The sequence below is a fragment of the Streptomyces sp. UG1 genome (assembly GCF_049974585.1).
In the GTDB taxonomy this organism is placed as follows: domain Bacteria; phylum Actinomycetota; class Actinomycetes; order Streptomycetales; family Streptomycetaceae; genus Streptomyces.
Window position 1 is genome coordinate 1 of the sequence record NZ_JBNGGG010000053.1, and the last position, 26,695, is coordinate 26,695.

Consider the following 26,695-nt stretch of genomic DNA (forward strand, 5'->3'; position numbering starts at 1 on the left):
CAACCACCACCGCGGACACACCGCGCTGAAAGGGCAACCACCCGCCAGCCGCGTCCCCAACCTCACGGGTCAGTACAACTAGGGCCCGTCTTCAAACCGATCTTGCCCAAAGCAGGAATGACGCGAGTGTGAACGCCGCTTCGTATCGGGTTGCGATGCCGCGGAACCCCATGAGCCGGTTGAAGCAGTGCTCAGCGATGTTGCGTTGGCGGTAGGTCTGCCGGTCGAACGCCGGTGGCCGGCCGCGGTTGTGCCTGTGTCGCTGCTGGTCATTCGGCGCAGGTAGGCGCGGAAACCTCGGGAGCTGTAGGCCTTGTCCGCGATGACGTGGTCAACTGTCGTGACGTTGGCCAGGTGTCACCAGGACCGCGAGGGGCCGGCCGCGGCCGTCGCAGGCGAGGTGGATTTTCGTAGTCAGTCCACCTCGGGATCGGCCGAGGGCGTGATCGTCCGGTTCGTCCGGCTGACGGATCCCCCTTTTCTGCCGGTGGCGGCCGCGTGCTGGTGAGCTCGCACGATGGTGGAGTCGACCTGGGCGTATCGGCGGAGGCGGGTGTAGATCGTTTGCCATGTCCCGCAGTGGTCGGGCAGGTCCTTGGCCGGCCGGTCGCGGCCCGAGGTGTGAGCGGAGCGAGTAGATCCCACTCCTGGTCGGTGCGTTCAAATCTGTGTATCTCCCCATGATCCGCCAGCTGGTGATCTTTGATGACGGGGCCGCAGGACCTGCACAATCACGGCATGACCAACGCCGTTGAAGCAGCCTGGCGCAAGATTCTGACCACTGCCGGCGAACCTCGCCAGCCAGAAAGATCACCACTTCTGGCACCTTCTGCCGAGCTGGTCCGGGTGGCTCATGCCGAGCCGCTGCTTCGTCAGCTCTACCCCTGGACCGGTATGTGGGAGCTGCACTTCAGCAGATGCACGGAGATCCGGTACACCTGGGACATCCCCTACATCGGCACACTGCGGGATGGCCGGTACTACGTCGAAGGACCGAGTCGGAGCAGCCCGCGGATCGACGAGACGGACAGCGCGAAGGCCGCGGTCGCGATGGTCATCGATCGCCTACCAGCACACTGCGGCCTGGCCTTCTTCGGCAATGCGGAGGAACTGGCCACTTCCGAGAAGACACGGGACGGCAAGTAGAACCGGGCTCATCAGTGACGAGGCAGAGCCCGGGGCTTTGACGACGAACCCTAGTACCCACGATCTGTACCTGGAGTACTAACTAGCCGCTTCGGGGGAAGACCTCGAACGGCACTTCTGCGGCCCACTCGATGGGGCCTGCGGGCAGGCAGTTGGCCTGAGGGTCGGTATCCAGGCCGTCACAGTGCCTCTCGCGCATCGTGATGGTGACCGTGAACGTGTGTGTGCCGACTCTGAGCGGCCGGAACGGGGGCGAGACGATGCCGGAGAACGGCAGGCCATCGGATTCGCGACCGGTGCGAAGGATCTGCTCCTTGTCGAACGTGAAGGTCCTCTGCTGGCTCGTGCCACGGTCGAGAACGACGCGGGCTCCGGTGAACTTCGCGTTGAAGTCGTCGATGGGGTTGTGCTCTTCAGGTTCGTAGCCCGCCGGATACACCGCATCGTCGCCGTCGGGTGCCGTGGCCCAGGCTCCGGCGTGCAGGACCCAACGCTCCCCGGCGAGCGCCTCGCGGCACTCCGGCTCGACGCTGATCATCCGTTCGCTGACGCCGTAGAACTCGCTGAGATTGATCCCGCCCTGGATCACGTAGTCGCTGCCCGGCGCCGGCTGAGCGGCCTCGGCGCTACCGCCGCACAGTGTGGCCACCACCACGGCGGAAACTACGGTTGAGAGGACTCGGGCCGGCTTCATCGGCCACCACGTTCCTGGTTCGACGAGCGTGGGTCTCAAGTGACCACGCCCCTCCAGCCGCGACTCGCGGACCGGCCCGTTCGAGTGAGCGGCGGTGGTCCGCGTGCTCCACCGCAATCGCACCAGCGGTGACAAGCCGCGTATCAGCATGAAGATCACGACCTATCGCTGGAGGACCACGAGGGGCGCTGTGGTCGCCGACTTCGAGATGCCTACTGGCCGGGACTTCAGAGGATCGGCGCGTGAGCTGCGGCGCATGGACAACGCGGAGTTGAAGAAGCGGTTCGGGCGCGAACTGCGAGCGGCCGGGAACCGATGGTCCCGGCGGGCTAGCAGGCGATCCAGCAGACTCCGTCCAAGCGCGGCTACACACCGGCTGGGCTGCGCGGAGGCATGTCGAAGGCCGTGAAGCTGGAGGTGCGCACCACAGGCCGGGACGCGGGCGTCCGCATCCACGTGGACGGCCGCAAGATGCCGTCGGCGACAAGTCCCTCCGGGCGTACATAGAGGGCGTCAAGAAGCCCTGGTGACACCGGACCGTCGACCTCGGCGGCGGCCGCGATGGGGCAGGCTGCCCGGCAGAAGGCAAACCAGGCCATCGACGGCGTATCCCGGGACATCAGGTGATCCGTCGGCCCGTGCGGGCCGCGTCCGTCACCTGCTCGTAGATCTGACCGGCGCTGCCGCGCCCCGACCCTGTGAGGGGAGGTGCCGCGGTGTGTCGACGCGCACCACGAGGGTCGTCTACGACCTGGTCGCCTGCACGCTCATACGGGTCGGCGGCGCGGCGAACGGGCCCGCGCGGACCGGCGCCGCGGGTGGTCTCGGCTTCGCCACGCTGAAGGCGTCCGGGGACTTCGAGAAGCCGATGAAGCAGGTCCGCGCCGTCACAGGGGCGACCGGCGAGGACTTCACCGACCTGCGCGACCAGGCCAAGCCCCTCGGCGCGACAACGAAGTTCTCCGCGACGCAGGCCGCCGCAGGCCGCCGAAGGCATGGGCTTCCCGGCCATGGCGGGCTTCCAGACCAACGGCATCATGGACGCCATGCCGCGGGCGTGCTGTCCCTGGCCTCCGCGGGCAACATGGATCTCGCCCGGTCTGCGGACGTCGCCTCGAACATCCTCACCGGCTACGGCTCCAAGGCCAACCAGTTGGGCGGCCGGCCGCGAGAACGGAATCAGGAAGCCCTGTTCAGCGAGCGGAGGGTCCTTCAGCCTCCGCTGGTAACAGTCGTGCACTCGGTCCGAGAAGCGACCACAGTTCGGACGGGCAAAGGCGACCGCGCGGCCTCTCGCCGCCACCTCGCCCGTGCCGAACGCAGACGTAACCGCCTCGACATCCACATTGGGCCTCCCCAGTGTTCGCCGCCGCGGTCTCACGCGGACCCATACCCCCGCAATCGAACGGCACCGTCACCCTCCGCCGCCGCTCCCCAAGATCTGTGCCAGAACCGAGTTTCGAGTGTCGGTGAGTTCAGGCAACAACCGGAGGGATTGCGTGGCGTGTTCTGGGCACTTCTCACGAGTTCGGCCCGCCGGCCGCTCGCCGCGACATCACGAGGGGCTTCCGCTGCATGGTGGAGCTCCTCGTCGTGTCTTGGTGCCGGTTGGGACTTCTGATCCCACGCCGCAACGCGGTTCCCGCGCGGCCGTCAAGTGCGCAGCAGGAGCACGCTTCTGACGCCGGCGTGGTCGGAGGGCCAAAGGCCTGAGGAGGTTCACTGTTGGTGGCCCACTCGGTTGCTCGTCAGTGCGGTGATGCTGCCGCGGTGAAGCACGTAGTCGATGCGCTGGGTGAGGGAGGAGGCGGGGTTGCGCAGGTTGGGGGCCTGGCAGCAGGTGAAGCCGGGGTCACGCCCGGGCCCGGCGGTCCAGGCATCGGAGAAGCCGGCGGCCAGGAGACGGTTGTAGGTCTGGGTGTCGGTTCCCGGTTGGGCGCCGACTCCTGCGGCGGCCGAGTTGAGGTCGCCGAAAAGCACGGCGGGGAGTCCGGTATTGAGGGGACCGGCGAGCAGTTCGTCGGCCTGCGCTTCCTGAACGGTTCGGGAGGCAGGCTCCAGATGGGCGGTGACCACTCGGGTGGTGTGGCCGCGCACGGTGGCGTCGGCAGCGACCCAGCCGCGCTTCACCTGGATGGGTGGATTGGGCGGGCAGCCGAACGCCGGTCGGCAGACGGGTACGAAGTTCTGGAACTGCGCGGCCTGAGCGTTGGTCACGGAGAAGACGCTCGTGGGTAGGTCGGTGCGGGCCAGCAGTACGTCCCGGTCGGTGAGTCGGATGTCCTGCAGACCAGTGGGCGTGGATCGCGGGGCCTCGAAGTCGCTGCCGACGGTGACGGTGGCCACGGCAGCGTAGTGCCTGCCCCGGGCAGCGAGCTTGTCGAGAAGGATCTGCAAGAAGTCGTACTCGACGTGGGTGGCGCTGCCCGGTCCGGCGGGAGTCTGGCTGCGCCACAGTACGGCTTCCTGCAGGCCCACGAGATGGGGATCGCTGTCGGCGATCTCGTCGGCAAGCGCCTCCGCACGCTCGGGGAAGTTCGTTGCCTGGACGTTCGCGTACACCGCGGTCACCGCGGCGACGAGTGCTTGTGGGTTGCTGGCGGCGAGGACGGGGGCAAGGTCGGCGCCCAGGTAGAGGTTGCGGGTCATGACCCGCAAAGGGGCAGCCGGCTGGGCGGCCGAGGCCGCGGTGAGGTTGCCGGGCGCCAGAAGCAGGAGCGCGGCCAGGGCGCCCGTGAACCATCGGCGAACCATGCGGTTGAACCTTTCGGCGAAGAGCGGGCGAAAGCCCGCATCTTCGCCGAAATCTAGGGCGACGGGTGGAATGCGGGCGATCCAGGCGTGGGACCGCTGTGCTGAGCGACGGCTCGGCATGACCTTGGACCCTGTCGAGCGGCCGGGGGGCGACCATCCCCCTCAGGGAATTGGTGCCGACGGAGCCGTCTCCGGGATACCCGTGGATCAACCGTTGCGGTAGTGGAGCCACGCTTCGACCCCGGAGAGGAATTCGCCGGGGGCGAGGTAGCCGGGGCGGTCGACATAGTTCTTACCGAGGTGCTCGGTGTCGAAGCGGCCAGCGCGGTGATCAGCTTGTCCACGGCGGCACGGACGCCCACAAGATCCTCCGGCGACCCCTCGATGAGCCGGAGCTGACGCGGAGGAGGCGTAGGTCGCGGATGCGGGTGCCCCGCTCGCGACGGCGTTCGATGATTCATTCAGGGTTGTCGCGAGGCACTTGACAGATGTGCTCGCTGACCAGGCCATATCGACGGCGCCGTGCTGCTGCGCGCCGGGACCGCCTCCGAGGCCGACGAGTTCGACACGGCCACACACTCGGAGTGGAGCGTCGTCGTCACCGGCGCCGCCACCGTCGTCACCGACCCGGCCGAGCGCGGGCGCCTGCTCCACACCGGCCCGCGCTCCTGGGTGCCCTCGCCCCGGGAGGTGTTCATCCGGGTCGAACCCGAACTGGTGACGGGCCGCGAACTCGTGGGCGGACACAGCGTGTACGGGCTGGACATGCCTCTCTGACCCTCGGTGGTCGGACGTGGGGCCGAACGGCCCGGCGGGCGGGGACGTTCGGCGCCGCGCCGGGTGCGCGTGGCCCCTGCCCGCGACCTCGCGGAAGGACGAGCATCAGGGGCACGGAGCAGAAGGGAGAGGGAGATGACATCCCATGTGGTCGTCGGAGTGGACGGTTCCCTGAACGCCGTACGAGCCCTCGACTGGGCCTCGGACGAGGCGGCCCGGCGCGGCGTCGAGCTGCGTGTGGTGTACGCCGTGCCCGAGCGCGACGAGGCCGGACCCGTCCTCACGTCGTCCGTGGCGCGTGCCCGGGAACGTCATCCGACCCTGACCGTCGAGAGCAGGGCCGCGGTGGGTGGCGCCGTACGGGCCCTGGTGCGCGAGAGCGAGGGCGCCGACCTGACCGTCGTCGGCACCCGGGGCTTCGGCGGTGTCACCGGACTGCTGGCCGGCTCGGTGAGTCTGCGCGCAGCCGCGCATGTGCACGGCCCGCTCCTGATCGTGCGCGGTGATCACCCGTGCGACGGCGACCGCGGCGTCCTGCTCGGCCTGGAGGACGACTCCGGCGCCGACGCGGCCGCCTACGCCTTCCTCGAGGCCGAACGGCGGGGTGTCCAGCTCCGTGTCGTGCACTCGACCCATCGCCACGTCACCCCGGAACTGCCCTCCCTGATCCCCGGGACGAGCCCGGGACAGCGGCGGCGCGCCCAGAACGACCTGTCCGAGGAGGCCGTGCCGCGCTTCAGCCTGGCCGAGCTGCGGGATGCGCACCCCGCGGTCGCCGTCGAGACCCGCACGGTCCGCAGGGGACCGGCCGAGGCCCTGCTGGACGCCGCCCGCGAGTCCGCCGTCGTCGTCATCGGGGCACACCGCCGCACCAGCCGCATCGGACCGCAGCTCGGACCGGTCGCCCACACGCTGCTGCACGGCTCCCACTGCCCCGTGGTGCTGGTACCGACCGCGGCATGACCGCACGGACCCGTTTCGACGAGGGCGAGGATCTCCGTGCCACGGGTACCCGACCGCGTGCACATGAGCGCAGGACCGCGAGCAAGGAGCATCCGGTGGCGGACGGCGAACAGCCCGGCACCACGGCCCGATCCAGGTCTTCCTGCTGGACGACCACGAGGTGGTACGGCGCGGGGTGCGCGACCTGCTCGACGACGAACCGGACATCACCGTGATCGGCGAGGCCGCCACCACGGCACAGGCCCTGGTACGGGCGCCCGCGCTGCACCCCCGGGTCGCGGTGCTGGACGTGCGCCAGCCCGACGGCGACGCAGTGACGGTGTGCCGGGAGCTGCGCTCGCGGATGCCGGAGCCGGCCTGTCCGATGCCGACCTCGTTCGACGACGAGGAGGCCCTGCTGGACTCGATCACGGCCGGCGCTTCCGGGTACGTGCTCAAGCAGATCCGGGGCCCGGACCTGGTGTCGGCCGTGCGCACCGTCGCCCGCGGCCAGTCCCTGCTCGATCCGGGCGCCACCGCCGACCCGACGGCCCGGCGGCTCTTCCTCGCCGAGAAGACCATCAAGAACCACATCCCCCGGCTCCTGGCCAAGCTCGGCGTCGAACGCCGCGTCCAGGCGGCCGTCATCGCCGGCCAGGCCCGGGACCGCAGGAAGCAGCAGGGCCGCTGAGGGAGGAACGGATGGCGAGGGGGTGGGCCGGACGTCCCGCACCTCGGCGCCTTACGGCCCCTGCCGCGGCGGATCCGCAGCCCGGAGGCTGGCAGCGCACCGGGACCCACCGGGCACCGATCGGGAGGACGACGGACATGAGCGTACGTGTGGGCATCAACGGATTCGGCCGGATCGGCCGCAACTACCTGCGCTGCGTACTGGAGCGCGCCGAGACCGCCGCCGGCACCCCGGTGGAGGTCGTGGCGGTGAACGACATCACCTCACCGGCGGCGCTGGCCCATCTGCTGGCGTACGACTCGACGTACGGCCGCATCGGCCGCCCCGTCGAGCACGACGACGACTCGATCACCGTGGACGGCCGGCGCGTCACGGTCACCGCCGAGCGGGACCCGGCCGCCCTGGCCTGGGGCGACCTCGGCGTCGACATCGTCATCGAGTCGACCGGCCGCTTCCGCACCCGGGAGCAGGCCGGAGCGCACCTCAGGGCCGGCGCGCGCAAGGTGCTGCTGTCCGTGCCGGGCAAGGGCGTCGACGCCACCGTGGTGATGGGCGTCAACGAGGGAACGTACGATCCGCAGGGCGACCACGTCGTCTCCAATGCCTCCTGCACCACCAACTGCGTCGCCCCCATGGTGAAGGTCCTGGACGAGCACTTCGGCATCGTCAAGGGACTGATGACCACGATCCACGGCTACACCAACGACCAGGTCGTCCTCGATGGCCCGCACAAGGACCTGCGGCGGGGCCGCAGCGCCGCCGTGAACATCATCCCCACCTCCACCGGAGCAGCCCGCGCGGTCGGCCAGGTCCTGCCGGAACTGGCCGGCACCCTGGACGGCATCGCCGTACGCGTGCCCGTCGAGGACGGCTCGCTCACCGACCTCAGCGTGGTGCTGGACCGGCCGGTGACCGCCGAAGAGGTCAACGCCGCCTTCCGTGAGGCCGCCGACGGACCGCTCAAGGGCGTGCTGCGCGTGTCCGACGCCCCGATCGTCTCCCGCGACATCGTGGGCGACCCCGCCTCCTGCGTCCTGGACGCCCCGCTGACCCAGGCGCACGGCGAGTTGGTCAAGGTCTTCGGCTGGTACGACAACGAGTGGGGCTACACCAAACGGCTGCTCGATCTCACCGAGTACGTCGCCGTCCGGCTACCGCGCGGCTGACGGGGAATCCCGCCCCGGCCACCGGGGCCTGATCCCGTACCATCCCGCGTCCTGGACCATTACCGTGGCACTTGACCGAGGCGGTCGCCTTCCGGCAGGTCGAGGGGACGTGGAGGAGCACCGGTGGAGCGCCATGAGCGGGCCGAGAAGGCCCGCGTACGGCCGCCGCAGCTCAAGCTGGACGAGCTGCTGGAGGAGTTGCAGGCCCGCCTCGACGCGGCCCGCGGCACGCGCGACCGGGTGCACAGCCTGCTGGAGGCGGTGCTCTCGGTCGGCCGGGAGCTGGACCTCGAACAGGCGTTGCACAGCATCGTGGAGGCCGCGGTGGCGCTGGTCGACGCCCAGTACGCCGCGCTCGGCGTGATCGGCCCCGACGGCAAGCGGATCTCGGACTTCCACACGGTCGGCGTCACCGAGGAACAGTCCGCGAAGATCGGCCACTATCCCGAGGGCCACGGCATCCTGGGCGAGCTGATCCGCCACCCCGAGCCGCTGCGGCTGACCAAGCTCTCCGAGCACCCGGCCTCGTACGGCTTCCCGGCGCACCACCCGCCGATGAACACCTTCCTCGGCGTCCCGATCCGGGTCCGGGATCAGGTCTTCGGCAATCTCTACCTGACCGAGAAGCGGGGTGGGGTGCAGTTCGACGAGGAGGACGAGTCGGTCCTGTCCACCCTGGCGGTGGCGGCCGGTGTCGCCATCGACAACGCCCGGTTGTACGAGGAGTCCCGGCTGCGTGAGCGCTGGCTGCGGGCGACCGCGGAGATCACCCACAGTCTGATGTCCGGCAGCGACCGCGGCGCGGCCCTCGGCCAGATCGCCGAACGCGCTCGGGAGATCACCGGCGCGGCCCTCGCCGTGGTCGCCATGCCCCTGGAGGGGACCGAGACGCTGGAGGTGGAACTGGCGGTCGGACAGGGCGCCGAGTCCCATCGCGGGCTCGTGCTCCCCATGAACGGGAGCCTGATCGGCCAGGCCTTCTCCACCGCCACCCCGGTCACCAGCGCGGACGTCACCCACGACGAGCGAGTGCCGTTCCCCTCGCCCCGACTGGACGGGCTGGGTGCCGCCGTGGCCGTGCCCATCGGGGCCGGTGGGGGCGTCCGAGGTGTCGTGCTGCTGGTGCGTGAGGCGGGGCGCGCGGTGTTCTCCGAGAAGGAGATCGAGCCGCTGAGGGGCTTCGCCGCGCAGGCCGCGATCGCGATGGAGCTGGCCGACCGCCGCGCGGACGCGGAGCAGATCGCCCTGCTGCAGGACCGCGACCGGATCGCCCGTGACCTGCACGATCTCGCGATCCAGCGGCTCTTCGCGACGGGCATGACCCTGCAGAGCGCCGGTCGCTTCATCGAGCACAAGGAGGCCTCGGACCGCGTCGCACGGGCGGTGGAGGACCTGGACGAGACCATCAAGATCATCCGTTCGACCATCTTCGGCCTGCGAGCCCGTGACGAAACCTCCGGAAGCGGGCTGCGGGCCCGGGTGGTCCGGGTGGCCGGCGAGGCGGCCCCGGTGCTGGGCTTCGCGCCGAGCGTGCGCATGGAGGGACTGGGGGACACCGACGTACCTCGGGGGGTCGCCGACCATGTCGCGGCCGTGCTCTCCGAGGCCCTGACCAACGTGGGCCGGCACGCCCGCGCCGACCGCGCCGACGTCGCGCTGGAGACCGACGGCCGTGAGGTACGGCTGACCGTGTCCGACAACGGTGTGGGCATCCCGGCCGACGGGCGCCGCAGCGGCCTGGCCAACATGGCGGAGCGGGCACGGCAGTTGGGCGGTGACCTGACGGTGATCACTCCCGACGGCGGCGGCAGCACGCTGGTGTGGCGGGCCCCGCTGACACCCGAAGCGCAGTAGCCGGCGCCTACGCCTGGGCCGGTCGGTCCCCTTGCCAGGGACCTTCGGATCTGTCGGGCGATGGCGCGCGGTGTCAGGCTGAAACCCGGCTCACGAGGCCACATCGGCGGATGCGAAGGCCTCGTGCGGCTTCTCGGGAGGGGCAGGGCGGCCACCCTGTCCTGCCGGGCCCGCGTCAGGCCGACACGGGGCGTGCTGGGGACGCGCGGTTCCGCGGTGTCGACGGGCCCGGCATACACCGGCGGCGGCACGGATCAGGGCCGTACGGCCGGCCGTCATGGCCACCCGGCCCCTCCCGTCACCCCGGGGGCCGGACGACGCTGAGAAGTGGCAAGCAGAGCCTCCAGAGAGGGAGGGCCGTCATGAAGTTCCGGCGCCTGTTCCTGTTCACGGAGGAGACCGTGCTGTACGCGTTCGCCGTGGTGCTCGCGTTCCTGGGCTTCGCGGTGGCCCTTTCGATGGTCGGGATCATCGTGGCGCCCCTCGCGATACTGGGTGTCATCGGGCTGGTCACGCTCGCACGGCACGTCGACCATGACCGTCGCGGTCTCGTCCCCCGGCACTGACCGGGATGGCAGACCAACAGTCCCGGCCGCAGGGGCCGCCCGGCTCCTGCGGTCCCGTTCGGCGCAGAGTCCCGCGGACTCCGGTGCCCCGTCCTCCGGCCGTTCGAGCTGGGGCGTACTCCCGCACGCCCCAGGTGCCGTGGGGACGGTCCTGCGCGAGCCCTCGTGGCCGGGGAGCCATGCGGGTTGTCGCGCCGGCGGCTGCCGCTGTCGCCGACTCATGGCGGCGGCCGCCCCCAGTGAGGGCGGGTTGCACGGGCTCGGCTTCGGCCGGGGGACATGGGGCCGATGGCTGTGGGATCGCGGGGCCGGCGCCCGCTGTGCGAAGTAGGCTCCCCGCGGGTCGGTGGGTGTCGTGCCCGCCATGTGGCGGTGACAGGTGGGGCTCGGTGATCAGCGACGGCATGGCCGAGGTGCTGCGGTCCCTGGGGCGCAGCCGGGGCGACGAGGTGATGCGCGCGAGCGCCCGGGTGCTGGCCGCCGACGGCGCCGCCGTGGCGCTGATGGTCGGCAACGGCCATCTCGCGGAGCCACTGTGGTGGACGGCGGGCGCGAGCGCGCGGTTCGAGGAGTTGCAGTACACCCTCGGTGAGGGGCCCGGCCTCGACGCGATCCGCATCAGGACGCATGTGCTGGAGCCGGATCTGGAGGCGGTGCGGCCGGGGCGCTGGCCCGTCCTGGTGCCGGCGGCCCGTAAGGCGGGCGTGCACGGTGTGTGCTGCTACTTCCTGGGGGTGGGCGGCATACGTCTGGGGGTGCTGACCGTGTTGAATCCACAGGCCCGCAAGGTGACCGAGCGGCAGCACGAGGATGCCCTCGCGCTGGCGGCCGGGCTGACCGCCGCTCTCCTGGGCGAGAACCCGCCGGAGACCTGGCCCGGCGAGGGCGAGACGGCGCGGGAGCGGACGATGTGGGCGTCCGGCGGTCTGTACCGGCCGGTGGTGCACCAGGCCACGGGGATGATCAGCGTGCAGCTCGACGTGCCGCTCGCCGAGGCCCTGGTGCGGCTGCGCGCCCACGCCTACTCCACCGGCCGGCCGCTGGGCGAGGTCGCCCGGGACGTGGTGGCCAGGAGGCTCCGTTTCAGCAACGATGTGAAGGGGCCGTACCCGGCCGACGGAGCGAAGGGATGAACGGCATGGCCCGCGAGCAGCGTCTCGCCGAGATCTTCGTCGAGCTGGCGGACTCCCTGATCGACGACTTCGACGTCATCGACCTCCTGCAGCGTCTGTCGGCCCGCTGTGTGGAACTCCTGGACGTCGAGGCCGCCGGCATCATGCTGGCCGACGGGCAGGGCGAACTCCAGGTCGTCGCCGCCTCCGACGAGCGCACCCATCTGCTGGAGCTGTTCGCCCTGCAGCACGATCAGGGCCCCTGCGTGGAGTGCTTCCGGACCCGGGAGCCGAGGACGGACATCGATCTGACCGACACGGCGGCGACGGCAAACTGGCCGGCCTTCGCCGCGCGGGCGCGGGAGACCGGCTACCTGGTCACGCACGCGCTGCCGTTGAGGCTGCGGCAGCGGATCGTGGGCGCGCTCAACCTCTTCCAGTCCCGTCCGGGCACGCTCGTGGAGGACGACACCACCCTCGCGCAGGCGATGGCCGACGTGGCCACCGTCGCCATCCTCCAGCAGCGGACGCTGGAGCGGGCGCACGTCGAGAACAGCCAGTTGCAGACCGTGCTCACCAGCCGGGTGCTGATCGAACAGGTCAAGGGCGTGCTCGCCGAGCGCTGGGGCTCCACGGTCGACCAGGCGTTCACCCAGTTCCGCGCCTACGCGCAACAGGAGCGGCTGGACCTGGCCGAGCTGGCCCGGCAGATCGTCGACGGCAGCAGGGACACGACCGCCATACCGCCGCCCGGGTCACCGGTCCGGGACCCGGGCCCGAGCCAGTGACGCGGTCACCGGCGGTCGGACGACCAGTCGTGCGCCGCGGTACGTGACGCGCCGGCCATGCTGTCCAGCACGTCCTGCGCCACGTCGGTGAGACGGCGCTGATGGTGCCGGGCGTGGCCGCGGATCTGCTCGAAGGCGTCCTGCACGCTCACTCCGCGCCGCTGCGCCAGCACTCCCTTGGCCTGCTCGATGACGACCCGGGAGGAGAGGGCACCGCGCAACTGGACGGCCAGCGCGGCACTGTCGCGCAGGGCCCGCTGCTGCAGAATGCTGATGGCGGCCATGTTCGCCAGGGCCCGGGCGAGCCGCAGCCGATCGGCGTCCAGGGGGGTCGGGCGCGCGTTGAACAGGACGAGTGCGCCGATCACCTGCTCGCGCAGCCGCAGCGGCACCGCGGCCACGGAAGTGAAGCCGAGGTCGCGGGCCGCGCGGCTGAACCGGCGCCAGGCCGCCTGTGCGTGGGGGTGATCCAGGGGGATGTCGGGGATCGGGCGACCGGTGCGCAGGCAGTCCTGGCCGGGGCCCGCTCCCTGTTCGACGCTCGAGGCCTGAAGCGCGCGCGTGTTCTCGTCGGAGGCCGCCACATCGAGGCCGCGGCCCTGGGGAGAGGCCAGCAGGACGCCGGTCGCCGCCACGTCGAGCAGCCGGACGCAGTGGTCGGTGAGCGTATGCAGGAAGTCGATCACGTCGAAGTCCTCGCCGACCAGGGTGTCGGCCAGTTCGACGAAGGAGGCTGCGAGATCCGTCTCACGGGACTCGTAGGGCATCGGTGCACCTCGTCTCGCTGAGTGCCGACCACGCTCGCACGGTTCCGTATCCCGGGCCAGGGCCGAACGGCCCCTTGAGGGGTCTCGCAGTCGGTTCACTCCTCCGGCACCATCTCGATCGCACCGGCCGGGCACTCGGCGGCGCACAGCCCGCACCCCTTGCAGTAGTCCAGGTCGATCGCGAATCCCTTGCCGGGTCCCAGCTTGGTGATGGCGTTGTCCGGGCAGACGCCGTAGCAGTTGTCGCACTCGAAGCAGTTCCCGCACGACATGCAGCGCCGGGCCTCGAACAGGGCCGTGGACTCGTCGAGCCCCCGCACCACCTCGTCGAACGTCGAGACACGGCGGGCCAGTTCGAGCCGGGGCCGCACCGAGGCGGGCGCGTCCGAGTAGTACCAGGTGTTGAGGCGGTCGAAGTCGGCCGGAGCGTGCTTGGCGTCGGCCTCGTAGGAAGCGCCGCGCAGATAGGCGTCGATGTGCCGCGCCGCCCGCTTCCCGTGCCCCACGGCCACCGTGACCGTGCGCTCGGCGGGCACCATGTCGCCGCCGGTGAAGATGCCCCGGTGACCGGTCATCAGGCCCTCGGCGACCCGCACCATGCCGTGGTCCACGGCCAGCTCGGGCACGCCCTTGAGCAGTGACAGGTCGGAGTCCTGGCCCAGCGCAAGCACCACGGTGTCGGCGTCCAGCTCCTCGAACTCGCCCGTGGGCTGCGGGAACCCCGTCTCGTCGAGCCGCATCCGCTCGATCGTGACACGGCCGCCGTCGGCGTGCTTGATGGTGGACAGCCACTTCATCCGCACGCCCTCCTCCAGGGCCTCCTCGACCTCCTCGTCGTGCGCGGGCATCCGGTCCCGGGTACGCCGGTAGACCACCACGGCGTCGGTCGCGCCCAGCCTGCGCGCGGTGCCCGCCGCGTCCATGGCGGTGTTGCCGCCGCCGTAGACCGCGACCGTACGGCCCAGCAGCGGAGGAGCCTCGCCCTCCATGCTGCCCAGCAGCGCCACCGCGTCGAGGATGTGCGCGCTGTCGCCCGCCGGGATGTACGTGCGCCGGCCGATGCCCGCGCCCACGGCCAGGAACACGGCGTCGAAGCCGCCGTCCCGCTGCGCGGCGAGCACGTCGTCGACGCGGGCGCCGGTCTCCAGGACGACGCCGAGGGCGAGAACGCGGTCGATCTCCGCGTCCAGCACCTCGCGTGGCAGGCGGTAGCGCGGGATGCCGTGGCGCATCATGCCGCCCGCACGCTCCTGTGCCTCGCGGATCGTCACCTCGTGGCCGAGGAGCCGGAGATGGTACGCCGCCGACAGTCCGGCGGGGCCGCTGCCGACGACCAGCACACGCTTCCCGGAGGACACCGGCGGGGCATCCACCTGCCAACCGCGCTTGATCGCCTCGTCCCCCAGGAAGCGCTCGACGGCGTTGACGCCGACGGCGTCGTCGACCCGCACCCGGTTGCAGGCCGTCTCGCACGGGTGGTAGCAGACCCGGCCCATGACGGCGGGCAGCGGGTTGTCCCCCTCCTGGAGCAGGGCGCCGGCGGCCGGTGGAATCAGGCCGAGGGCCGCGGCGGCCATCGCGGCCAGCGACAGCGCCATACCGCCGAGCGCGCTCTGCACCGCGATGCGCGGGACCGTACGGCGATGGTGACGGCGTCGGCCAGGCGGTCCACCCGGTCGGCGGTCAGCACGATGTCGGCGGCCTCGGAGGCCGCCGTGGAGCCGCGGGCGCCCATCGCCACTCCGATGTCGGCGGCGGCGAGCGCGGGCGCGTCATTGACGCCGTCGCCGACCATCGCGGTGACGGCGAGGTCGCGTTCGGCGCGCACCGCGGCGACCTTGTCGGCCGGGGAGAGGCCGGCCCGCACCTCGTCGAGGCCGAGCACGGCGCCGACCTCGCGGGCGGGCTCGGCACAGTCGCCGGTGAGCATCACGAGTCGTTCGATGCCCGCAGCGCGCAGTCGACGCAGCGTGCGCGGGGCATCGTGCCGGAGCGGGTCGCGCAGCAGCACGGCTCCGACCGGGTGGCCGTCCACACTGAGCCAGACCACCGCCGCCCCGTCCAGGACGGCACGGTTGTCCGCCGCGCGGGCCCAGGCGGGCTTGTCCACCCCGGAGTCCAGGCGGCCGACGCGCATCCGGCGTCCGGCGACGGTGCCCACGGCCCCGCGGCCGGGTTCCTCGGACATGTCCGAGGGCACGGACAGCCGCAGACCGCGCTCCCGGGCCTCGTCGACAAGGGCCCGCGCCAGCACATGCGGCGAGTACTGGTCCAGGGAGGCGGCCAGCCGCAGCACCTGCGACGGCTGCCAGCCGTGCGTCGCGATCACGTCCAGCACCCGCGGCCGTCCGCCGGTGAGCGTCCCGGTCTTGTCGAGCAGCAGCGTGCGGGCCCGGCCGAGCTTCTCCAGCGCCCCGCCGTCCCGGATCACCACCCCGCGGCGCGAGGCCCGTGACAGACCGGAGACCACCGCCACCGGCGCGGCCAGCAGCAGGGGGCACGGCGTGGCGACCACCAGCACCGCCACCGCCCGTACGGCGGATCCGCTGACCAGCCAGGTCAGCCCCGCCACGGCCACGGTGAGCGGCAGGAACCAGGCCGCGTACCGGTCGGCCAGCCGCACCACGGGCGCGGACTGCGCCCCGGCCTGCCGGGCCAGCCGCACGATCCCGGCTCACGTGCTGTCCTGCTCGGTCGCCGACGCACGCAGCTCGAAGGCACCGCCCGCGTTGACGGCGCCGCTGCGCACCGAGCGGCCCGGCGCCCGCCGCACGGCCAGTGGCTCTCCGGTGAGCACCGACTCGTCGAGCACGGCCGGGTCGCGGACCACGATCCCGTCGACGGGGACGACCTCGCCGGGCCCCACGACGAGGAGATCGCCGACCGCCACCTCGCCCAGCGGCACCATGCGCACGTCGGTGCCGGTGCGGCGCCTGGCGGTGCGGGGCGCGTGCTCCAGCAGGGCGCGCAGATCATGTGAGGCCCGCCGTCGGGCGGCCGCCTCCAGGGTGCGGCCGGAGGCGAGCATCAGCGCGATCAGCGACCCCGCCAGTTACTCGCCGACCGCGAGCGTGCCGGCCAGCGCCAGGACCGCGATCAGGTATACGCCGGCCCGACCCCGCCGGAGCGCACCCAGCACCCAGCCCACCGCGGGCCCGACGGCGACGAGGGTGCCCAGGGCCCAGCACAGGTCGGCGAGATCGGTGGCGCCCGCCAGCCGGAAGGCGCCGCCGACCGTCAACGCGACCACGGTGTCGGCCAGCAGCAGCGACTCCAGTGCCGGCATACGGGAGAGGACCGACAGCACCTGATGCAGCGGCCTGTGAGGAAGGAAGCGGGTCATGGCGGTGCCCGTCCCGGACGCCCGGTCGGCTCAGTCGTGCGGGACGACGGCGACGGGGCACGACACGTGGTGCAGGGCGGCGTGCGCGACCGGCCCGAGCTTCCACGTCAGCAGTGACGGGTGGAGCCTGCGTCCCACCACCATCAGGCGGCCGCGGGCCGAGGCGGTCAGCAGCACCTGCGCGGCGGGACCCGTGGCCACGTGCTTAATGACAGGCACGTCGGGGAACTTCTCGCGCCACGGTGCCAGCGCGTCGGCCAGCCGCGTCCGCTCCTCGGCCTCGATGTCCTCGTCGACTCCGGCGACGAGCGAGGTCAGGGGCACCGCCCGTACCGCCCGAAGCCGTGCTCCGTGCGTGGCGGCGGAGGTGAAGGCGAACTCCAGCAGCGGCTCGGCGGCCGTTGCCGGATCCTCCACCCCGACGACGACCTCGTCGCGGTTCGCCGCCGCCGGATGGTCCCAACCCGTCTCGACGGCGGGGTCGCCCGCCCGGACGGCGACAGCCGGACACGGCGTCAGGCCGAGGACGTGCAGGCTGATGGAGCCCAGCAGGAAACTCGCCACGGAGCCGTACCCGCGCGAGCCGAGCACGAGCACGGACGCGCTCGAACCGTGCTCCAGCAGGACCTGTGCGGCAGGCGCCGACACCAGTTCCGTGGTCAGTGTCAGATCACCGTGACGGTGCAGCAGCTCGGCCGCGGTCCGTTGCAGGATGTCCCGGCCATAGCGCTGCTTGGTATGTGCCTCCTGACGGATCGGCACGTCCAAGGGCTGGGTGGTCCACGAGTGGAGCAGTACGACGGGCAGGTGCCGGTCCGCGGCCTCGCGGGCGGCCCACCAGGCGGCCGTCACGCTCGCCGGCGATCCGTCCAGCCCCACCACCACAGGTCCGGTCATGGCACACCTCCCGGTGTCGGCGCGGCACCCGTACCGGGTACCGCGCGTGTGCTCCCTCCGCACTTCCAGAGTGGGAGCCCGGTGCCCGCGGGACGAGGGCCGGTCGGGGTGTGCCCGGGGCCCGGTCGGCCCTGTGCGGGGATCGGCCGGCGAGACGAGCCTGGGAGCACAGGAGCGGGGCGACGGCCGCACGCCGGGCCGGCAGGGCCCGGCCGCACCGTGCTGCCCCGCCGTGTCGTACGGAGCCCGACTGCCTTGCCCGGAAAAGGGGAGCGCGATGAACAGCCCGGTTCTCGTAGGGGTGGACGGTTCCCGGCTCCAGGCCGTGCGCGAGGTCCGGGCGGGAGGGAGGTGACCGTGGGCGGACGACTGGCGGAAGCGGCCCCGCCGGAACGCACTCCGGAGGCGGACAGCCACCTACTGGCCCCGGCCGAGGTGGCCGCAGGCCTGGGGGTCGACCCGGCGACGGGGCTGAGCGCGCGGCAGGCCGCCGAGCGCGCCGCGATCCATGGGCCGAACCGGCTGGCCGAACCGGCCCGGCGGCCCGAATGGCTGAAATTCCTGGACCAGTTCCGCAACTGGCTCATCGGCATCCTGCTGATCGCCGCCGTCGTGGCCGGCGCCATCGGCGACATCAAGGACGCCGTCGTGATCACCGTCGTCCTCCAGATCAACGCCGTCCTCGGCTACCTCCAGGAGCGGCGCGCCGAGCGCAGCCTGGAGGCGCTGCGCCGGATGCTGGTGCCCACCGCCCGCGTCCGTCGCGACGGCATTCAGTGGCAGGTCGAGGCCGCCACCCTCGTCCCCGGCGACATCGTCCTGCTGGAGGCGGGCGACCGGGTGCCGGCCGACGGGCGCCTCACCGTCGCGGAGTCGGCGGAGGTCGCTGAGGCGGCCCTGACCGGCGAGTCACAGCCGGTCGCCAAGAGCACCGCGCCGGTCGAGGCGGAGACGAGCGGACCGGTGCCGCTCGCCGAGCGCACCGGCATGCTGTTCATGAACACCGCCGTGACCCGGGGCCGCGCCGAGATGATCGTGACGGCCACCGGCATGCGCACCGAACTCGGCGCGATCGCCGAGGCGCTGCGCAGCGGCGCGGAGCCGCCCAGCCCGCTCCAGATCCAGCTCGACAGCCTCGGCCGCCGACTCGCCCTGCTCAGCGGCGTCGCGGTCGTTGCCTACGCGCTCGTCGCCCTGATCCAGGGGGAGACGATCGGGGAGATCGCCCTGCGTGCCGTGGCCCTGGCCGTCGCGGCCATCCCCGAGGGGCTGCCGGCGGTCCTGGCGCTGACCCTGGCGCTCGGCGTGTACCGCATGGCACGCCGCGGGGCCATCGTCAAACGGCTCGCCTCGGTGGAGTCGCTGGGCTCGGCGACGGTCGTGTGCAGCGACAAGACCGGCACGCTGACCCTCAACGAGATGACGGTACGGGCCCTTTGGACCGCCGGCAGGCTCTACGAGGTCACCGGCGAGGGCTACGGCACCCGGGGCGCCGTCCGCGGCGGCGAGGGACACACCGGTCAACTCCTGCCGTTCGCCCTCTGCAACGACGCGCGGCTGACCGACGACGGCTTCGTGGGCGACCCGACGGAGGCCGCGCTGATCGTCCCGGCCACGAAGGCCGGCCTCGACGCCGACGGGCTGCGGGCCGAACTGCCGCGCACCGGCGAGCTGCAGTTCGACGCCGCGACCAAGTACATGGCCACCTTCCACCCCGAGCCCGACGGCCGCACCCGCGTCCACGTCAAGGGCGCGGTGGACGTGCTCCTTGACCTGTGCATCGCCGTACGGACCGAAGAAGGGTACGACCGCTCGACGCCCTGCGCCGCAGCGAGGTCGAGGCGATGGCCGCACGGCTCGGCGGCGCGGGACTGCGCGTCCTGGGCGCCGCGACCGCCGTCGTGGACGGCCCGCCCGACCCCACCGCACTGCCGGGCCTCAGCCTCGTCGCCGTCGCCGGGATCGCCGACCCGCCGCGCCCCCAGGCCCGCGACGCGATGGCGCAGTGCCGGTCGGCGGGCGTCGCGGTGAAGATGATCACCGGGGACCACGCCGACACGGCGACGGCCATCGCCCGCGAACTCGACATCGACGGACAGGTGGTCACCGGCACCGAGCTGGACCGGATGACGGAGGAACAACTCGCCGCGCGCATAGACGACATCGGCGTGTTCGCGCGGGTCGCCCCCGAGCACAAGGTCGGGATCGTGCGGGCCCTGCGATGGGGCGCACCGGCACGGACGTGGCCAAGGAGGCCGCCGACGTGGTCCTCACCGACGACGACTTCTCCACCATCGTGCGGGCGGTCCGCGAGGGGCGGGCGATCTACGACAACATCGTCAAGTTCGTCCGCTTCCAGCTCGCCACCAACGTCGGCGCCATCCTGACCCTGCTGGGCGCCTCCCTGGCCGGCCTGCCGGCCCCGCTGACCGCGGCCCAACTGCTGTGGATCAACATCATCATGGACGGCCCGCCCGCCATGGCCCTGGCCGTCGACCCCGCCCGCGACGACGTGATGCGCCACCCTCCGCGCGATCCTGGGGAACGGATCCTGGACACCCGCCGACTGCTGGCCATCACCCGGGCCGGCGCGGCCATGGCACTCGGCACGGTGGCCCTGCTGGCCGCGGCCCGCTCGTGGATCGACACGGACACTGCGCTGACCATGGCGTTCACCACGTTCGTCCTGTTCCAGCTCTTCAACTCGCTGAACGTCCGCGCCGACGACGGGCCCCTGCTCGGCCGCCACCAGTTCCGCAACCGCACGCTGTGGCTGTGCCTGGCCGGGGTGCTGGCGGTGCAGGTGCTGGCCGTCCATCTGCCGTGGGCCCGCTCGGTGTTCGGCACGGTGCCGCTCGACGCGGGACAGTGGGCGCTGTGCCTGGGTACGGCAGCCACGGTGCTGCTCGTCGAACTCGCGGCGCGGGGGGGGGGCGGCGGCTGCTGGGGAGGTAGGCGCCGAGGTATCAGTACGGCGCCCACCTCGCGTCCGCCGGCAGGTCACTTCGCCTGGGCGAGCCAGACCGCGTCGGCACCGGCCGGGAAGCGGAGCTGGCCGGTGGTGTCGTGCACGGCTCGCCACACCGTCTCGGCGACATCGCTCTCCTTGGTGAACAGGTCCTGGCCCGTGAAGGAGTCCATGGCCTGCTTCGCCCACGCCGCGTAGGGCGCCGGGACCAGCTCGTCCAGGGAGGCGCCGTTGGTCGCCCTGACGGCGAAGTTCGTCGTCAGGCAGGCTCCCGGCTCGACCGTCTTCGCCCGCACTCCGAAGGGCGCGAGCTCGAGCGCGAGGGAGGAGGTGAACCCCTCGATCGCCATCTTGCTCGCCTTGTAGACGGCAGACAGCGGCATGTGTCCGAGCACCACGCTGGAGGTCACGTTGACCACGACGCCGGAGCCGCGCTCGCGAAACTGCGGCAGCACCGCCTGCGTCATCGCCATCACGCCGAACGTGTTCGTCTCGAAGACCCCCCGCACCCTGGCCATGGGAGTGCCTTCGAACACGCTGATCGAGGGGACACCCGCGTTGTTGACCAGGACGTCGACGGGCCCGGCCGCCTCCAGCGCGGCGGCGATACCCTCCGGGTCGGTCACGTCGAGCCCGACGACGCGCAGCCGGTCGGACTCGGGCAGGACGCCCGTACGCGGGGTGCGCATCGTGGCGATGACGTTCCACCCCTGCGCGTGGAAGTGGCGGGCGGTCTCCCGGCCGTAGCCGGACGAGGTACCGGTGATCAGAACGGTCTTCATGCCGAGCTCCTCTGCGATGGGAATGAGTAATCCCAGTGAATCGCTCTGACCTGCGCAAATAATAGAACTATCCTCGCTTCCACTTGCACGATCCTCCTTGGTGAGGGAGTTTCCGCTCAGGACAGCACCCCCACGGGAGTGCGCACGGCGGCACGCAGCCGTGCGGCGTCCCTGCTGGGCGGTGCGCCGAACTGGCGCCGGTACTCCCGGCTGAACTGTGACGGGTTGTCGTAGCCGACGCGCTGTCCGACCCCCGTGACATCGCCGGGGTGGGTGGCGAGCAGCAGCCTCGCCTCCTGGAGCCTGATCTGCTTCTGGAACTGGATGGGGCTCATCGCGGTCACCGCCTGGAAGTTGCGGTAGAAGGCGGACACGCTCATGCCGGACATGCGGGCCACGTCCTCCACCCGGAAGGGCTCCGCATAGTGCTCGCGGATCCAGCGCACGGCCCGCGAGACATGGCTGAGGCTGCTGTCGGCGAGGCCCAGTTGACGAACCGTCGCCCCCTGCTCACCGGTGATCAGACGCCACAGGATCTCGCGCTTGACCAGCGGGGCGAGTACGGCCCGGTCGCGGGGCTCGTCGAGCAGCCGCAGCATCCGGACCACCGCGTCGAGCAGCGGGGCGGAGGCGGTGCTGACCGCGATCCCCGACGGCGCGCCTCCGCCGGCCCGGGAGGTGACTTCCGGCCCGGCCTGGAGCAGCAGTTCGGCGACGGCGGACGGCTCCAGCGTGAGGCCGAAGCCCAGCGCCGGACGGTCGGGGTCGATCCGGGTGAACTGGCCCGTGACGGGCAGGTCGACGGACGCGACCAGGTACTGCCCGGGGCCGTACTCGTACACCCGGTCACCCAGGGCGAGCCGCTTCGTGCCCTGGGCGATGACCGCGAGCACGGTGCCGGACATCGAGGGCGCCGGTGGGTCCGCACGGTCGACCTTGGAGATCAGGACACCGTCGATGGCGGTGGTCCAGTCGGGGCGGGCGTACCGGGCGAGCAGGGTGCGGAGTTCGTCGAGGTCCATGCGTCCATTGCAGCACCAGAGCTGTGGATGGCTCCTGTGCTCGCGAGGATTGTGCAAGCTCCGACGAGTATCGTTCTAACGTTTGCGCAGGTCAGACGGATTCAATGGAATCACCTCACTCCAACACCGAGAGGGAAGATTCCATGGACCGGTTGGTCGACGTCACCGAAGGCTGGACCAGCGAGGAGGACCATCACCGGATCTTCGCCGGTGCGGCCGCCCAGGCCGTCGTGGCCCGGATCGACGGGCTGCTGGCCAAGGAGCCTGAGTACGCCGACCACGTCCCGGTCCTCGGCAAGGCCGCCTTCTGAGCCCTCGAAAGGAAAAGATCATGACCGCGACCCGACCCGCCCTTGACCCCGAACTGCGGGAGCTGCTCGTCGACATGCCCCTCATGTCCCGGCTCAGCGCGGAGGTTCTCACACAACTGCGCCGGATGCCGTCGACCCCCGTCGACTCCCTCCTCACTCACCGGCAGGTCGACCGGCGTGAGATCACCGTGTCCGCCGAGGACGGGGCCCCGATCCCCCTGTCGGTCCTCAGTCCGGCGGACAGTAAACGCACCGCCGCCGCACCCTGCGTCTACTGGATCCACGGCGGCGGGATGGTCATGGGCGACCGCTTCTCGCAGATCGACATCCCGCTGGAGTGGCTCGACGAGTTCGGCGCGGTCGTGGTCTCCGTCGACTACCGGCTCGCCCCCGAGGCCACCGGGACCACCCTGGTCGACGACTGCTACCAAGGACTGCTCTGGGTCGCCGAACACGCCGCCGAACTCGGCGTCGACCCCGCCCGCATCGTCGTCGCGGGAGCCAGCGCGGGCGGCGGCCTCGCGGCCGGCGTCACCCTGCTGGCCCGCGACCTCGGCACCCCGGCGATCGCCGCGCAGATGCTGATCTGCCCGATGCTCGACCACCGCAACGCCACCCTGTCCAGCCGCCAGTACTCCGGAGTGCCCGGCGTCTGGACCGGCGAGATGAACGAGTTCGGATGGCGGGCCGTCCTCGGCGACCTCACCGGCGCCCAGGTGCCGGCGTACGTCTCACCCGCCCTCGCCGACGACCTCTCGGGCCTGCCGACCACGTACATCGACACCGGCTCCGCCGAGGTTTTCCGCGACGAGGACACCGACTACGCCACCCGCATCTGGGCAGCGGGCGGCCAGGCCGAACTCCACGTCTGGGCAGGCGGCTGCCACGGGTTCGACGCGCTGTACCCGCAGGCACGCATCTCCGCCACGGCCCGCCGCACCCGGACCGACTGGCTCGCCCGAGTCCTGCCCGGCACCTAACGGCCCGGGCGGTCGCCGGCCTCCGGCTGCTCCAGGTGGGTGGCGAGTACGGCGGCCTGGACGCGCCGCTGGACGCCCAGCTTGGCCAGCAGCCGGGAGATGTGGTTCTTGACCGTCTTCTCCGACAGATAGAGCCTGCTGCCGATCTCACGGTTGGTCAGACCGTCCCCGATCAGCGCGAGGATCTCCCGCTCGCGCGGGGACAGCCCGGCCAGTTCCGGCGCCTCGACGGGAGCCTGTGCGGGCTCGGTGCGCAGGGAGCGCATCAGCCGGGCCGTGGTCGCGGGGTCGAGCATGGACTGCCCCGAGGCGACCGTGCGCACCGCCGACACCAGGTCGGACCCCTTGATCTGCTTGAGCACATAGCCGGACGCCCCGGCCATGATCGCGTCGAGCAGGGCGTCCTCGTCGTCGAAGGAGGTGAGCATCAGCACGGCCAGCTCCGGCATCCGGCTGCGCAGCTCGCGGCAGACCGTGATGCCGTCGCCGTCCGGGAGGCGTACGTCCAGCACGGCCACGTGCGGCCGCACCGCCGGGGCGCGGACGAGGGCGTGCTCCACGTTCGCCGCGTCGCCGACGACGCAGATGTCCGGCTCGGCGTCCAGGAGGTCGGACAGTCCGCGCCGGACGACCTCGTGATCGTCTAGCAGAAAGACCCGGATCGGCTCCTGTGCGGTGAAGCGGCGCGCTTCGGTCATGTCGACCCCTCGTTCCCCGGACGGTGGCGGACGGCGGGCCGTCCTTGACCACGATCATCGTCCGACAGGGACGTGCGCACCAGGGCCGATCGGCCCCACTCGGAGCATCAGTGGGTGGCACCGTCCCACCCGTCCAGTTCGAACGTGACGTGGATCAGCCGGGCGGCCACCGGCACCAGCGACGTGTCACGGATCCGGCCGCGCACCGTCACGACCCCGTCGTCGACCGCGATCCGCGCCGCCGACGCCGGCGGCGGGAAGAGGTAGGACACGACCTCGCGGCGCACCTCCTCCGCGATCTCCTCGTCGTCCCGCAGGAACACCTTCAGCAGGTCGGCCCGGCTGACGATGCCCTCCACCCGGCCGTCCACGGCCACCACCGGCAGCCGCTTGACCCTGGCCCGTGCCATGGTGCGGGCGGCCTGGGCGAGCGTGGCGTCGGCCGTGACGGTCATCGCGGGAGAGGTCATCAGCTCGCCCGCGGTCAGCGAACCGGCCTTCCTCAGGCCGGACAGCCGGCGCAACTGCGTGTACCGGTCGGGGTCGCTGTCGCGGAACTCCTCCTTGGGCAGCAGATCGGCCTCGGAGACGACACCGAGGACCCGCCCCCGGCCGTCCACCACGGGCACGGCGCTGACCTTGCGGTCCTGCAGCGTCCGTACGACATCCTTGAACGCGGCGTCGCGGCCGAGGCGACGTCGCGGGTCATCACATCACGCACGATGTGCGGGGATCCGGGCACGATGGCTCCCTCCAACTCCTCAGCGCGGGTTTCCGCTCCCGTACGGGGCGTACAGGTCCAGCAGCCGGACCCGGGCCGCCTGCAACCGGTGGGCCACGACCTCACCGACCCAGCGGGCGATGCTCCCGCCGAACTCGGGGTCGCTCTCGCACAGCGCGCGCACGGCGGCGGCGTCGAACTCGTAGGCCCGCAGCGGCGAGGCCGCCTCCGCGCCCAGGTGCCAGATGTGCGGCGAGTACAGCCAGGACCAGCCGACGAGTTCGTTGTGGCCGAGCGAGTCGATGACGGCGGCCTGGCGGCCGGGCACCCGCATGTCGAGGTCGACCGTGCCGGTCCGGACGATCCAGAACCGGTCGGCCGGCCCGCCCTCCTCGAAGAGCCGGGCGCCCTGCGGGAAGGACACCTCACGCGCGATCCGCAGCAGCCGTTCCCGGTGCTCGGCGGACAGTGCCCGAGGCATGCTGGTCGTAGCCGGTGCGTTCATGGGTGCCTCCAGGTCGGGCGTGCGGAGCTACCACCTCCAGCGTCGGCACGACCGGCCGCCGCAGCCATGGGCCACCCGGCCCCAGGACCGGGCCACCCGGCGGCTCCGAGAGGCCCTTCGGCACGCTGTGCGGCCGCGCGGCCGCGCCGTTCCATGGGGGCAAGAGCGCCGCTCGGCACGGTCTCGACGAAGCGAGACGAAGCGAGACGAAGCGAGGCGAGGGGAGAGGCGAAAGACCATGCGCATCGTCGTCGCCCTCGGCGGCAACGCCCTGCTGCGCCGCGGTGAACGCCCCGACGCGGACGTCCAGCGCGCCAACACCGTCCGTGTCGCCACCGCGCTCGCCGCCCTCGCCCACGAGCACGAACTCGTCGTCACGCACGGCAACGCGCCACAGCTCGACCTCCTCGCCGCCCAGAGCACGGCCGACACCGCCCTCACCGCCCCGTACCCGGTGGATCTGCTCGGCGCCCAGAGCCAGGGACTGATCGGCACCCTCCTGGTGCGCGCCCTGCGCGGGGTGCTGCCCGGACGCAGGGTCGTCGCACTCGTCACGCACACGCGGGTACGGGTCGACGACCCCGCGTTCGACCACCCCACCGGGTTCGTCGGCCCCGTCTACCCGGAGCGGCCGGCCCGGTTCCTGGCGGCGAAGTACGGCTGGTGCATGGCCGAGTACCGCCACGGCTGGCGGCGTGTGGTCCCCGCGCTCTCGCCCGAGCGGATCCCGGAGGCCGACACGGTCCGGGTGCTCCTGGAGATGGGGACCGTCGTGGTGTGCGCGGGCGGGGGAGGCGTCCCCGTGGCCTGCGACTGGACGACCGGGGAGCTGCACGCGGTGGAGGCGGTCGTGGACAAGGACCTCGCCGCCGCCCGACTGGCCGAGGACCTGAAGGCCGACTTCCTCCTCGTCCTCACCGACGTCCCGAACGTGTACACCGGCTACGGCACCCCGGACCAGCGGCCCGTACTCGATGCCACGCCCGCCGAACTGCGCGACGCCGACTACCCGCAGGAGTCGATGGGCCCCAAGGCCGAGGCCGCCGCCAGGTTCGTGGAGAACACCGGCCGACTGGCCGCGATCGGGGCCCTGGACGCGGCGTACGAGATCGTGCACGGCCGCTCCGGCACCCTCGTGCGCCCCGACCTGTTCGTCACCTGACGGCGACCGGCGGCCCGACAGGGCCCGGGGTTGGGGCCGTTCAGCCCAA

22 protein-coding genes and 6 pseudogenes are annotated in these 26,695 nt (G+C 71.8%); 16 read left to right on the top strand and 12 right to left on the bottom strand.

The window, feature by feature from the left end; translation table 11 throughout:
• Positions 1–91 precede the first annotated feature (91 nt).
• A pseudogene (locus ACP4J3_RS42930) lies at positions 92–674 on the bottom strand (transposase).
• A gap of 64 nt (positions 675–738) precedes the next feature.
• Between ACP4J3_RS42930 and ACP4J3_RS42935 the strand changes: the two are divergent.
• Positions 739–1,146, top strand: coding sequence for a DUF6193 family natural product biosynthesis protein (locus tag ACP4J3_RS42935; RefSeq protein ID WP_426542331.1), 408 nt, complete (start codon positions 739–741; stop codon positions 1,144–1,146).
• Positions 1,147–1,228: 82 nt separating this feature from the next.
• Here the strand turns inward: ACP4J3_RS42935 and ACP4J3_RS42940 are convergent, their stop codons facing one another.
• Complete coding sequence (locus tag ACP4J3_RS42940) at positions 1,229–1,999, bottom strand: hypothetical protein (protein WP_426542333.1); 771 nt, start codon at positions 1,997–1,999, stop codon at positions 1,229–1,231.
• Positions 2,000–2,708: 709 nt separating this feature from the next.
• Between ACP4J3_RS42940 and ACP4J3_RS42945 the strand changes: the two genes are divergently transcribed.
• Positions 2,709–3,461, top strand: coding sequence for a phage tail tape measure protein (locus ACP4J3_RS42945; protein ID WP_426542335.1), 753 nt, complete (start codon positions 2,709–2,711; stop codon positions 3,459–3,461).
• A 98-nt stretch (positions 3,462–3,559) separates the two neighbouring features.
• Here the strand turns inward: ACP4J3_RS42945 and ACP4J3_RS42950 are convergent, their stop codons facing one another.
• Complete coding sequence (locus tag ACP4J3_RS42950; RefSeq protein WP_426542337.1) at positions 3,560–4,594, bottom strand: endonuclease/exonuclease/phosphatase family protein; 1,035 nt, start codon at positions 4,592–4,594, stop codon at positions 3,560–3,562.
• Positions 4,595–5,104: 510 nt separating this feature from the next.
• On the opposite strand from ACP4J3_RS42950, the pseudogene ACP4J3_RS42955 reads away from it, so the two are divergent.
• The 8 genes and pseudogenes from ACP4J3_RS42955 to ACP4J3_RS42990 all read left to right on the top strand — a co-directional run.
• Positions 5,105–5,371: pseudogene (locus ACP4J3_RS42955) on the top strand (pyridoxamine 5'-phosphate oxidase family protein); the annotation flags it as partial.
• Between the two features lie 135 nt (positions 5,372–5,506).
• Positions 5,507–6,334, top strand: coding sequence for a universal stress protein (locus ACP4J3_RS42960; RefSeq protein ID WP_426542339.1), 828 nt, complete (start codon positions 5,507–5,509; stop codon positions 6,332–6,334).
• Between the two features lie 95 nt (positions 6,335–6,429).
• A pseudogene (locus ACP4J3_RS42965) lies at positions 6,430–7,004 on the top strand (response regulator).
• Positions 7,005–7,141: 137 nt separating this feature from the next.
• Complete coding sequence (gap, locus tag ACP4J3_RS42970) at positions 7,142–8,170, top strand: type I glyceraldehyde-3-phosphate dehydrogenase (RefSeq protein WP_426542341.1); 1,029 nt, start codon at positions 7,142–7,144, stop codon at positions 8,168–8,170.
• Between the two features lie 123 nt (positions 8,171–8,293).
• Positions 8,294–10,024: a GAF domain-containing protein gene (locus ACP4J3_RS42975; RefSeq protein ID WP_426542343.1), complete on the top strand. Its 1,731-nt coding sequence runs from the start codon at positions 8,294–8,296 to the stop codon at positions 10,022–10,024.
• A gap of 362 nt (positions 10,025–10,386) precedes the next feature.
• Positions 10,387–10,590: a hypothetical protein gene (locus ACP4J3_RS42980; protein ID WP_426542345.1), complete on the top strand. Its 204-nt coding sequence runs from the start codon at positions 10,387–10,389 to the stop codon at positions 10,588–10,590.
• A gap of 389 nt (positions 10,591–10,979) precedes the next feature.
• Positions 10,980–11,723, top strand: coding sequence for an ANTAR domain-containing protein (locus ACP4J3_RS42985; RefSeq protein WP_426542347.1), 744 nt, complete (start codon positions 10,980–10,982; stop codon positions 11,721–11,723).
• Positions 11,720–12,490, top strand: a complete 771-nt coding sequence (locus ACP4J3_RS42990) for an ANTAR domain-containing protein (RefSeq protein WP_426542349.1) — start codon at positions 11,720–11,722, stop codon at positions 12,488–12,490. The genes ACP4J3_RS42985 and ACP4J3_RS42990 overlap by 4 nt, the downstream gene beginning before the upstream one ends.
• Before the next feature lie 5 nt (positions 12,491–12,495).
• Here ACP4J3_RS42990 and ACP4J3_RS42995 read toward each other — a convergent pair whose 3' ends face one another.
• From ACP4J3_RS42995 to ACP4J3_RS43010, 4 genes and pseudogenes are all read right to left on the bottom strand, one after another.
• The gene (locus tag ACP4J3_RS42995; RefSeq protein ID WP_426542351.1) at positions 12,496–13,257 is read right to left on the bottom strand and encodes a GAF and ANTAR domain-containing protein; all 762 of its coding nucleotides are present in this window, start codon (positions 13,255–13,257) and stop codon (positions 12,496–12,498) included.
• Positions 13,258–13,352: 95 nt separating this feature from the next.
• Positions 13,353–14,753: an NAD(P)-binding protein gene (locus tag ACP4J3_RS43000; RefSeq protein WP_426542447.1), complete on the bottom strand. Its 1,401-nt coding sequence runs from the start codon at positions 14,751–14,753 to the stop codon at positions 13,353–13,355.
• A 21-nt stretch (positions 14,754–14,774) separates the two neighbouring features.
• Positions 14,775–16,600, bottom strand: a pseudogene (locus tag ACP4J3_RS43005) (heavy metal translocating P-type ATPase); the annotation flags it as partial.
• Between the two features lie 30 nt (positions 16,601–16,630).
• Entirely contained in the window at positions 16,631–17,497 is an 867-nt protein-coding gene (locus ACP4J3_RS43010) for a universal stress protein (protein WP_426542353.1), read from the bottom strand.
• A gap of 357 nt (positions 17,498–17,854) precedes the next feature.
• Here ACP4J3_RS43010 and ACP4J3_RS43015 point away from each other — a divergent pair, with 357 nt between their 5' ends.
• The 3 genes and pseudogenes from ACP4J3_RS43015 to ACP4J3_RS43025 all read left to right on the top strand — a co-directional run.
• Positions 17,855–19,528 carry a cation-translocating P-type ATPase gene (locus ACP4J3_RS43015; protein ID WP_426542355.1) on the top strand — a complete coding sequence of 558 codons (1,674 nt, stop codon included), beginning with the start codon at positions 17,855–17,857 and terminating at the stop codon, positions 19,526–19,528.
• Positions 19,459–19,884 (top strand): hypothetical protein, encoded by a 426-nt coding sequence (locus ACP4J3_RS43020; protein ID WP_426542449.1) that lies wholly within the window; start codon positions 19,459–19,461, stop codon positions 19,882–19,884. The genes ACP4J3_RS43015 and ACP4J3_RS43020 overlap by 70 nt, the downstream gene beginning before the upstream one ends.
• Positions 19,885–19,958: 74 nt before the next feature.
• Positions 19,959–20,351: pseudogene (locus tag ACP4J3_RS43025) on the top strand (cation transporting ATPase C-terminal domain-containing protein); the annotation flags it as partial.
• A gap of 146 nt (positions 20,352–20,497) precedes the next feature.
• Here the strand turns inward: ACP4J3_RS43025 and ACP4J3_RS43030 are convergent.
• Complete coding sequence (locus tag ACP4J3_RS43030) at positions 20,498–21,247, bottom strand: SDR family oxidoreductase (RefSeq protein WP_426542357.1); 750 nt, start codon at positions 21,245–21,247, stop codon at positions 20,498–20,500.
• A 116-nt stretch (positions 21,248–21,363) separates the two neighbouring features.
• Positions 21,364–22,269: an AraC family transcriptional regulator gene (locus ACP4J3_RS43035; protein ID WP_426542359.1), complete on the bottom strand. Its 906-nt coding sequence runs from the start codon at positions 22,267–22,269 to the stop codon at positions 21,364–21,366.
• A 155-nt stretch (positions 22,270–22,424) separates the two neighbouring features.
• Between ACP4J3_RS43035 and ACP4J3_RS43040 the strand changes: the two are divergent.
• Both ACP4J3_RS43040 and ACP4J3_RS43045 read left to right on the top strand, forming a co-directional pair.
• Positions 22,425–22,580: pseudogene (locus ACP4J3_RS43040) on the top strand (putative quinol monooxygenase); the annotation flags it as partial.
• A gap of 20 nt (positions 22,581–22,600) precedes the next feature.
• Positions 22,601–23,560 (top strand): alpha/beta hydrolase, encoded by a 960-nt coding sequence (locus tag ACP4J3_RS43045; RefSeq protein ID WP_426542361.1) that lies wholly within the window; start codon positions 22,601–22,603, stop codon positions 23,558–23,560.
• Here the strand turns inward: ACP4J3_RS43045 and ACP4J3_RS43050 are convergent.
• The 3 genes from ACP4J3_RS43050 to ACP4J3_RS43060 form a co-directional block, all read right to left on the bottom strand.
• Complete coding sequence (locus tag ACP4J3_RS43050) at positions 23,557–24,258, bottom strand: response regulator (protein WP_426542363.1); 702 nt, start codon at positions 24,256–24,258, stop codon at positions 23,557–23,559. The genes ACP4J3_RS43045 and ACP4J3_RS43050 overlap by 4 nt on opposite strands.
• A gap of 107 nt (positions 24,259–24,365) precedes the next feature.
• Positions 24,366–24,887, bottom strand: coding sequence for a CBS domain-containing protein (locus ACP4J3_RS43055; RefSeq protein WP_426542365.1), 522 nt, complete (start codon positions 24,885–24,887; stop codon positions 24,366–24,368).
• 132 nt (positions 24,888–25,019) lie between these two features.
• A complete protein-coding gene (locus ACP4J3_RS43060) occupies positions 25,020–25,484 on the bottom strand; it encodes a Crp/Fnr family transcriptional regulator (protein WP_426542367.1) in 465 nt (154 codons plus the stop codon).
• Between the two features lie 238 nt (positions 25,485–25,722).
• Between ACP4J3_RS43060 and ACP4J3_RS43065 the strand changes: the two genes are divergently transcribed.
• A complete protein-coding gene (locus ACP4J3_RS43065; protein ID WP_426542369.1) occupies positions 25,723–26,646 on the top strand; it encodes a carbamate kinase in 924 nt (307 codons plus the stop codon).
• The last annotated feature ends 49 nt before the right edge of the window (positions 26,647–26,695 follow it).